This is a genomic window from Amycolatopsis sp. PS_44_ISF1, assembly GCF_032335455.1.
Lineage (GTDB): Bacteria > Actinomycetota > Actinomycetes > Mycobacteriales > Pseudonocardiaceae > Amycolatopsis.
This window is the reverse complement of sequence record NZ_JANUXO010000007.1, coordinates 21255-27696: the sequence shown is the minus strand read 5'-3', so window position 1 is coordinate 27696 and position 6442 is coordinate 21255. Positions and strand designations below refer to the sequence as shown.

At 71.0% G+C, this 6442-nt stretch carries 12 protein-coding genes; 2 read left to right on the top strand and 10 right to left on the bottom strand.

The genetic code is table 11. From position 1 onward, the window contains the following. Positions 1 to 573 precede the first annotated feature (573 nt). The 7 genes from NYF13_RS35840 to NYF13_RS35810 form a co-directional block, all read right to left on the bottom strand. Positions 574 to 1107: a hypothetical protein gene (locus NYF13_RS35840; protein ID WP_315662577.1), complete on the bottom strand. Its 534-nt coding sequence runs from the start codon at positions 1105 to 1107 to the stop codon at positions 574 to 576. Further along, on the bottom strand, positions 1104 to 1667 hold the full coding sequence (locus NYF13_RS35835) for a bifunctional DNA primase/polymerase (RefSeq protein ID WP_315662576.1): 564 nt from the start codon (positions 1665 to 1667) through the stop codon (positions 1104 to 1106). Before NYF13_RS35835 ends, NYF13_RS35840 begins: the two co-directional genes overlap by 4 nt. Continuing rightward, complete coding sequence (locus NYF13_RS35830; protein ID WP_315662575.1) at positions 1664 to 2032, bottom strand: hypothetical protein; 369 nt, start codon at positions 2030 to 2032, stop codon at positions 1664 to 1666. Before NYF13_RS35830 ends, NYF13_RS35835 begins: the two co-directional genes overlap by 4 nt. A gap of 331 nt (positions 2033 to 2363) precedes the next feature. Then, complete coding sequence (locus tag NYF13_RS35825; protein WP_315662574.1) at positions 2364 to 2513, bottom strand: hypothetical protein; 150 nt, start codon at positions 2511 to 2513, stop codon at positions 2364 to 2366. A gap of 54 nt (positions 2514 to 2567) precedes the next feature. Beyond that, a complete protein-coding gene (locus NYF13_RS35820) occupies positions 2568 to 3197 on the bottom strand; it encodes an ADP-ribosyltransferase (RefSeq protein WP_315662573.1) in 630 nt (209 codons plus the stop codon). A 282-nt stretch (positions 3198 to 3479) separates the two neighbouring features. Then, positions 3480 to 3983 (bottom strand): nucleoside 2-deoxyribosyltransferase domain-containing protein, encoded by a 504-nt coding sequence (locus NYF13_RS35815; RefSeq protein ID WP_315662571.1) that lies wholly within the window; start codon positions 3981 to 3983, stop codon positions 3480 to 3482. Further along, positions 3980 to 4423, bottom strand: coding sequence for an RNase adapter RapZ (locus NYF13_RS35810; protein WP_315662570.1), 444 nt, complete (start codon positions 4421 to 4423; stop codon positions 3980 to 3982). Before NYF13_RS35810 ends, NYF13_RS35815 begins: the two co-directional genes overlap by 4 nt. Positions 4424 to 4540: 117 nt before the next feature. On the opposite strand from NYF13_RS35810, the gene NYF13_RS35805 reads away from it, so the two are divergent. Beyond that, on the top strand, positions 4541 to 4843 hold the full coding sequence (locus NYF13_RS35805; protein ID WP_315662569.1) for a hypothetical protein: 303 nt from the start codon (positions 4541 to 4543) through the stop codon (positions 4841 to 4843). Positions 4844 to 4897: 54 nt separating this feature from the next. Here the strand turns inward: NYF13_RS35805 and NYF13_RS35800 are convergent, their stop codons facing one another. Further along, positions 4898 to 5485: an NUDIX domain-containing protein gene (locus NYF13_RS35800; RefSeq protein WP_315662568.1), complete on the bottom strand. Its 588-nt coding sequence runs from the start codon at positions 5483 to 5485 to the stop codon at positions 4898 to 4900. Between the two features lie 95 nt (positions 5486 to 5580). On the opposite strand from NYF13_RS35800, the gene NYF13_RS35795 reads away from it, so the two are divergent. After that, the gene (locus NYF13_RS35795) at positions 5581 to 5775 is read left to right on the top strand and encodes a hypothetical protein (protein ID WP_315662567.1); all 195 of its coding nucleotides are present in this window, start codon (positions 5581 to 5583) and stop codon (positions 5773 to 5775) included. Between the two features lie 44 nt (positions 5776 to 5819). Here the strand turns inward: NYF13_RS35795 and NYF13_RS35790 are convergent, their stop codons facing one another. Both NYF13_RS35790 and NYF13_RS35785 read right to left on the bottom strand, forming a co-directional pair. Further along, positions 5820 to 6131: a hypothetical protein gene (locus tag NYF13_RS35790; RefSeq protein WP_315662566.1), complete on the bottom strand. Its 312-nt coding sequence runs from the start codon at positions 6129 to 6131 to the stop codon at positions 5820 to 5822. After that, positions 6128 to 6439, bottom strand: a complete 312-nt coding sequence (locus NYF13_RS35785) for a hypothetical protein (RefSeq protein ID WP_315662565.1) — start codon at positions 6437 to 6439, stop codon at positions 6128 to 6130. The genes NYF13_RS35790 and NYF13_RS35785 overlap by 4 nt, the downstream gene beginning before the upstream one ends. Positions 6440 to 6442 lie beyond the last annotated feature (3 nt).

Here is a 6442-nt window from a genome sequence, read left to right as displayed (position 1 = left end):
ACGGAATTCGGTTCACAAGTTCGCCCACTTTGTACTGTCCTAAAAAGACAGACGATATAAATACCTTGCTACGCAAGGAATTTATATCTGTCCAAAAAGGAGCCCTTGCTACGCAATGGTTTTGCCGATCGCTCCGCGATTCGGCGCCCTCCCGGCATCACCATGATCAACCCCCCGAACCCGGGGCGCTCCGCACCCCTCAACCCCCAGCGCAAGGGTTCAGAACCTCCGAACCCAGCCCCACCCGACACCCCCGTAAGCCCAGGTAACAGCCCCACGAACCCCCAGAACCGCCCCCGCTCCGCGGCGGCACACCGCCGGCACCCCACCACCACCAGCACCCACCACAACCCCACCCAACGACACCACCACACCCCCACACCCACCACCCACCACCCCAAGACGTCCCCAGGGACGTCCCAGGACACCAGAACGCCCCAGAACGTCCCCACCACGCCCTCAAACGCCCCCAGGGTCCGGAGAAGCACACCGGATCCCCGCCCGGGATCCGCTCCGCCAGCACGCCCAGCTGCTGCACCAGCCCGGTAGGGGTGGCCATGCGTCCTCGTTTCCTCAGTGCGGCCCGCGTCGCGCTCGGTCTGCGTGCGCACGTTCGTAGCGCACGATCATGTGGGCCAGCATCTCCTCGGTCAGGGTCCACCGGGGTGGCCCGCCCAAAGGAATGTAGGAGACGAACTCCCGGCCTTCGTGCCCGTCCCGACGGGGGTCCAGCCGGGTCAGTCCCGCCGGGTCGGGAGTGAACTGGCCCACCCGGCCGTCGGCGAGCAGCAGCACCGGATCGGTGATCCGGTCGATCTCGTCCCCGACGATCCAGCAGGGCTGCTCGTCCACGACGCACCAGCGTCTCCCGTCCGGGCTCTGGAACCGGTCGCCGCCGGCGAACACGCCGACGGGCAGGCAGATCTCGTCGGAGTCCACCTGGACCAGACGCTCACCGCCCAACGGAGCGAGGTAGCCGACCGCTTCGAGGCGCAGCTGCAGCTCGCGCTCGGCCTGATCCAGCTTCTCCTGCCGGGCCCGGGCGGTGGCGTCGGCGAGCTCGCGCTGCGCGCGGCGGGCCGCGTGCAGCGCATCCTGCAGGCTCATCGGGTCCACCGGCCGATCAGCGCGGCCAGCCAGCCGGGCAGCGGCGCGATCGGCACGTCCACCGCCACGTCGTAGCCGCGGCCGGCCACGACCGAGCCGGGGCCGACGAGGTAGCTGCCGAGGGTCCGGCCGGGGCCGCGGATGTCGATCCCCGGCCCGAGCCGGGAGCGGCCGCCCGAGACCGAGGGCACGGTCAGGCCGCGCGGGACCCGCAGCAGCAGATGCCGGCCATCGTGCCCGGTGCGGGTCTCCAGCGTCACCGGCCGCGGCATACCCCACCGCGCGCACAGCTCGGCGAACCGCGCGACACCGTCGACGCCGACGTTGGCGCCGCCGGCGGTGTGCCGGTCCAGGTCGATCCCGACGATGCCCGAGGCGCGGCAGGCGATGCCGACGTTCGCCCCGGCCGGCCACGTGGCCCGCGCCGCGGCGGGGTCGCGGGTGACGGTGTGCTGCCAGCCCGCCGCCGCCACCTTGCTGCCGGGCGGCAGCGGGAACACCACCAGGCCGCGCTCGAGCAGCGGAGTCGGATCCGGCGCGAGGCGGCTCGGCCCGGTCATTCGCCGCACTCGCAGCCGTAGTCACTGGTGGAGTCGCCGCCGCACTCGGAGCAGGCGTCCAGCTCGGCCCGCTCCTCGGCGTCCATGTACTCGTCGTGGCGCCAGCCGGAGCAGTAGCTGTTGGCGCAGCCGCAGCCCTCGGTGCACTCGGGGCAGATCATGCCCACGGTCCACCCGCACGTCCGGCACAGCAATCGGTTCCCGGGGTCGTCGAAGAACGCCTCGGCCTCGACGAAGGTCAGCTCGCGGTCGTCGGCGAGCTCGCGGATCTGCCGGACGTCGTCGCGGGCCTGCTGGTAGGTCAGGCCCTGCTCCCGGGCCCGGGAACGGGCGGCGCGGGTCAGGGCACGGTTCTCGCGTGGCACGGTGCTCGCTTCCCGGTGAGGCACCCCCACGCCCGCGGCCCCACCGCAGCAGACGGACACGCCACAGCACGAACCTTCGGAAACCGCTGAGTCTGCGACGTCTTCACCCGTAAGCGCTCGCTCCCGCGTGGGCGGAGGAGCACAGGCAGGCCGGCGGACGGCCCGAAGAAAACAGGGTACCGGGCGGCACCGACAACTTCTGGGAACCGCCGGTGCCGCGGCCGGGAGCAGGTCGTCCCGGATCTCACTGATGCGAGGGGTAGTACTGGTGATATCTGCTGGTCAGGGTGGTGGCCGGTCGGGAGCGGTGCCGCTCCCGACCGGCCAGTGGCTACTTTCGCCGGGTCTTCGCGCCGGCGGCGATGGTGTCCGCCCATGCCCCGGACCGGTCGCCGGCGTCCTTGCGCATGGCGGTGTCCACGTCGGTGACCGGGGTCCCGGGTGCGACGGGGCTGGTGGCGGGGTTCTGCTGCTCGGACATGGTGTTTCCCTTCTGTTGGCGGGTTTCCGGGTTGGCGGCCAGGTTCGCTGGCGGTCAGGTGTTGGTCATGGTGATGACGCGCCGGCCCTCGGCTATGTGGTCGGAGACGATGCGCAGTGGCTGGTGCGGGCCCAGCAGCAGCTCGTGCTCGCCGGCCTTCACGGGCACGCCGGCAGTGGTGACGTCCAGGGCGCTGGTGCCGGGCGCGAGGTGGAAGACGATCTTCACGTCGCCGAAGGAGGCCGACGGTTCAGCGGTGGTGGTCGTGCTGGTGAACCGGGCTTCGGAGACGGTCTGGCCGATCTGCGAGCCGACCGGTCCGTACACGTCGTCCGCGGTGGTCGACCAGATCGCCCGGGTCACCCGGGTCTGCGTGGTGAGCTTTGCCCGGTCCACGGCCCGTTCCAGCGCCGTCACGGTCTCGGCCATGTAGCCGACGAACTTCTGGTCGTCGCTGGCCCAGGAGGGCACCTGGTAGCCGGCCTGGACGTAGGCGTTGATCGAGGTGAATTCGCCGCCGGTGTAGACCGACACGGCCCGTCGCTCTCCTGCCTGTTCCGCGGCCGTGGCGACTGGCTCCGCGGTCCTGGAGGCCGGGGTCGAGACCTCGGTCAGGACGGACCGGGCCACAGCCTCCTGCTTCGCCACGGCGGCGGCGATCTTCGCCGGGTCACCGGTCGCCACGGCGCGGGCCAGCCCCCGACTGGCCCGGGATAGCCGTTGCCGATGCCGCATGGCCTCGGCGGTGGTGCTGCGTCCTTCACATCGTCGCCCACCTGCTCGGCACATACGCGCAGTCCTTTCGGGATGACGAACTTTAGCTTGTCACGTCCCTGCTCTGAACTGGGGCTTCACCGCTCAAACTGTCGTGAAATCGACCGGGAAACGTCTGCTTTCTACGATCATGGCAGAGACCTGAAATTGTCGCGGAAATGTCGGGAAATTGTCTTTTCTACCGCGGGGGATCTAGCGACCGAAGAACGACGGCCAGCCGGCGGTCGGATCGAGCGCGGCCGTGACGGTAGCGGAGAGGGTGGTGTGGACCTCGGTGCCGCTCCGGCACAGCGCGGTGAGCAGCTGCACGTCGGTGTGGCGCGGGTAGCCGGGGTCAGCGCCGATGACCACCGGGCGCCGCTCCCCGAGGGCCTGGCCGAGCTCGAACAGCGCGATCGGCGCGGTGGTGACCGCCGGGTCGCAGGCCGGGAACCAGAACAGGGTCACGGTGCCGGGCAGGTGCAGGTGGTGCTGCTCCCACGCGACCTGCACCGGGCCCTGGGCCGGGTCGTCGATCGGGAAGTCCGCGCGGCGGGGGTTGAGCACGACCAGCCGCGGGTCGGCGTCGTGCAGCTGCTCGGCCGCGTCGGACTGCCAGTCCGGGCAGCCGGTGATGCCGCCGGCCAGGAAGACCGCGGGGCGGGGCAGCAGCGGCCGGTAGTAGTGCGGCGCCTCGAAGTAGGTCTGGCCGTTCATCGGGCGACGACCGGGCGGTCCAGGTGGCTGTGCTGGACGTGCACGCCGAACCCGGCGGCGAACAGCCGCGCGGCCACCTCCGTGGCCAGTACGACCGAGCGGTGCCGGCCGCCCTGGCACCCGATGGCGACGTGGACGAGCATCGAGCGTGCGTCGGCGCTGGGACGCAGCGCGAGCGCGGTCGCCACCACGCCGGCGACCAGGTCGCCGGCGCCGGGCTGGCGCAAGACGTTCGCGCGGACCGCGGCGTCGCGGCCGGTCAGCTGGCGCAACTCGGGCGCGACGTGCGGGTCCTTCAGGGCGTGCCGGACGTCGAGCACCAGGTCCGCAGCCTCGGGCGCCGCGCCGCCGGTGTGCAGGTAGCCGAAGCTTTCGATCCGGAACCGGATCAGCTCGCCCGGAAGTTCGAGGTGGTACGAGGTGGTGGTGTCGGTGGTCATCAGGGGCCCTTTCGTCAGGAGCGGAGTTAAATTCGGAACTGACTTCCGAATTGATACTCTCAGACTCAGGCGCCTCGCGCAACACTTTTCGGAAGTCAGTTCCGATATAGTGCGGGCATGGACCCGCTGACAGCCCTGGACCAGGCCACCGCCGACTACGGCAGGACGCTGGAAGCGCACGAGACGGCGGCTTCGGCCATGGCCGAAGCCGTGGTGGCCGCGCTCCGCGCCGGCCACACCCCGGGCGAACTCGCCGATCGCACACCCTGGACCGATCGCTACATCCGGGACCTGGGCCGCGCCGCCGGCGTCAAGCCGGCCACCCGCGGGCGCAAGCCCCGGCCGCGGGCCGTTCCCGCGGCGCCATCGCCGGACGCCGGCTCGGCTCCCGGACCCGCGGCGTCGACCGGGCCGGGCTGACCGGGCCGGCCAGGTTCCCGTACTCCAGAGAACGGGCGTACGGGAGTTTTCCTTTCAGGGCAAGCGGAATCCGGTGCTGTCGTGGTTCTGTCGCGGTTGTGTCGTGGCACCGGAGAGGTAGGCGAGCAGAGCGACGAGGGTTCCGGAACCGAGCAGCTGACCGCGGCGCATGAGGTCCGGGGCTCGAGCGAGCGGTACCCAGTCGAGGCGGCCGGCCTCTTCGGTGTCGGTGGGGTCGCCGACGTGGTCGGCGCGGCGCCAGAGGTAGGCCGATACCGGCGAGGCCACCTGTCCGGGCAGGGGTTCGAACGTCGCTAGGTGGTCCGGTTCGCCGAGGGGCTGCCAGCCGCTCTCTTCGCGCGCTTCGCGAGCAGCTGCCTGAGCCGGGTCCTCGCCGGGTTCGACCAGGCCGCCGAGCAGTTCGTAGCCCCACTGGCCGGTGACGAAGCGGTGGCGCCAGAGCATCAAGGCTTCCTCGTCGTCGTTGACGAGCAGGGCGATGGCCACCGGCGGGAGCCGGATGACGTGGTGCTCGAACCTGGCTCCGTTCGGGGCCTGGACGTCGGCGAGGGTCACGGTCACCCACGGGCTCTCGTAGGCGGGGCGCTCGCCGAACGTGGTCCAGGCGCCGGTATCGGTCATCGGGTCTCCCCTGCTCGGTCCTCGTTCTCCCGCGGCCGGCCCCGCGCCCTGCGCGGCGGCTGCCGCCGGAAGCGATTCGGGTCCAGAATGGGCCGATGGACTTCTTCGGCACGGCCGGCCGCACCGCGGCCGGCGCTGACGGGCACGCCGCCGAGGCACTGGGGCACCTGGACGACGGCGAGACGGCACGGGCCCAGGTACAGGCGACGCTGGCGAACGCCGCCGCGCTGGACCGGATCGCCGCGGCGATCGAGCGGCTGGCCGGCGCGGTCGGCTCGCTCCCGGGCTGAGGAGTGACTACGCCGTATCCACCTCCGCTGGCAACGGGCCTTGCTCAGTCCGGGTGCGGCCCGAGGGACACGATGGTGATCGCGTCGTCTGCGGGGCCGTAGATCCACCAGATTCGCCAGGCACCCGGCGTGTTGTTCTCCACGTAGGACTGGTACAGCGTCGCGCCGCCCGGCCCGGGAATCGACTGCATGGGATGCGTCCGCAACCCGATATACGACGGTCCTTGCTGCTCCAGGAAGGCCAGGGCCTTCCTGACCTTCTTCAGCTTCGGCGCGTACTGCTTTTTCGCCCGGAGGTCCCCGAGGATCGAGGTGGCCTCCGGGGTGTAGAGGAGCTGGAACGGCGGTGCGCTCACTCGGTGTCGTCGCCCTCGGGGTCGTCGGTGAGGTTGACGCCGGCGGTGACCCAGTCCAGCGGGGCGGCCTTGCCTTCCGCGGCTTCGGCGAGGCCGCGGAAGAGGCTGGCGCGCAGCTCGGCGTTCTCCCAGACGAGCAGTTCGTGCCGGGGGATGGTGGCCAGCGGCGTGAGCAGGATGAACCCCTCAGCGTTCTTTGACACCGCGTAGCGGTCTTCCGAGTGCGCGCCGGCCTTGCTGATGGTGACGCGGCCGCGGTTGTCCGCGACGACGTCGGTGACGGGCTGGAACCCTTCGAGCGTGGTCATGGT

Excerpts from the sequence above, each read along its gene's own strand:
- NYF13_RS35805 (WP_315662569.1), top strand. The coding sequence starts at position 4,541 with ATGGACCCGCTGACAGCCCTGGACCAGGCCACCGCCGACTACGGCAGG.
- NYF13_RS35800 (WP_315662568.1), bottom strand. The coding sequence starts at position 5,485 with ATGACCGATACCGGCGCCTGGACCACGTTCGGCGAGCGCCCCGCCTAC.
- NYF13_RS35835 (WP_315662576.1), bottom strand. The coding sequence starts at position 1,667 with ATGACCGGGCCGAGCCGCCTCGCGCCGGATCCGACTCCGCTGCTCGAG.
- NYF13_RS35785 (WP_315662565.1), bottom strand. The coding sequence starts at position 6,439 with ATGACCACGCTCGAAGGGTTCCAGCCCGTCACCGACGTCGTCGCGGAC.
- NYF13_RS35825 (WP_315662574.1), bottom strand. The coding sequence starts at position 2,513 with ATGTCCGAGCAGCAGAACCCCGCCACCAGCCCCGTCGCACCCGGGACC.
- NYF13_RS35795 (WP_315662567.1), top strand. The coding sequence starts at position 5,581 with ATGGACTTCTTCGGCACGGCCGGCCGCACCGCGGCCGGCGCTGACGGG.
- NYF13_RS35840 (WP_315662577.1), bottom strand. The coding sequence starts at position 1,107 with ATGAGCCTGCAGGATGCGCTGCACGCGGCCCGCCGCGCGCAGCGCGAG.
- NYF13_RS35815 (WP_315662571.1), bottom strand. The coding sequence starts at position 3,983 with ATGAACGGCCAGACCTACTTCGAGGCGCCGCACTACTACCGGCCGCTG.
- NYF13_RS35810 (WP_315662570.1), bottom strand. The coding sequence starts at position 4,423 with ATGACCACCGACACCACCACCTCGTACCACCTCGAACTTCCGGGCGAG.